The sequence below is a fragment of the Bacillus sp. LR--39 genome (assembly GCF_053613335.1).
The window spans coordinates 1-761 of record NZ_JBSIOT010000755.1 but is presented as its reverse complement, the minus strand read 5'-3'; the positions used below and the strand labels follow the sequence as shown (position 1 = coordinate 761).

The window sequence follows — 761 nt, the reverse complement described above, 5'->3', positions numbered from 1 at the left end:
CTGGCCTTTCATTCGCGAAGGGCCAGTTTTCTTTATGTATATATTATTTTTCATGATTAGGCAATTTTCGTCAAATTATTTGATATACTTAGGGGTGAAAGCCGCGCGTATTGTAAGGGGGATAAATCAATGAGGGTGTTTGTTGCAAGACAGCCTATTTTTAATAGAAAAGAACAGGTTGTTGCTTATGAACTGCTGTATAGAGAAAGCGAAGAGAACGTGTATAGCGCTAAAGACGGCGATCAGGCAACAACAGATTTGGTGATCAACAGCTTTTTAAACATCGGAATTGAGAAGCTGACGGAAGGGAAACGCTGTTTTGTTAATTTTACGGAAAGCCTGATGTTTTCGAATCTTCCCACCTCCTTCAATCCGAAACAGCTTGTCATTGAAATCCTTGAAGATATACCGATCACGCCGGCCCTCATTTCTAGATGCAAAGAATTGAAAAAAATGGGGTATATGCTGGCGCTTGATGATTTTTATGCAATAAATCCGCAAGATGAGGACTTACTGGAAAAACTCATGAGCTATATTGATATATTGAAAATTGATTTTCTCAAAACAACACGAATGGAACGCAGAACAATTTTGCAAACCTACGGCTGCCGCGGCCTGATTTTTTTAGCGGAAAAAGTAGAGACCCGAAAAGAATATAAACAGGCGGTCCAAGACGGCTTTCAATTATTCCAAGGCTACTTTTTCAGCGAGCCGCGCATCATCAGCGGGCATGACCTATCGACTCATTTCTATTCTTACTA

General features: G+C 40.3%; 1 pseudogene. It reads left to right on the top strand.

What is annotated here, in order from left to right:
- Positions 1-129 precede the first annotated feature (129 nt).
- Positions 130-761, top strand: a pseudogene (pdeH, locus tag ACWHAR_RS26325) (cyclic di-GMP phosphodiesterase); the annotation flags it as partial.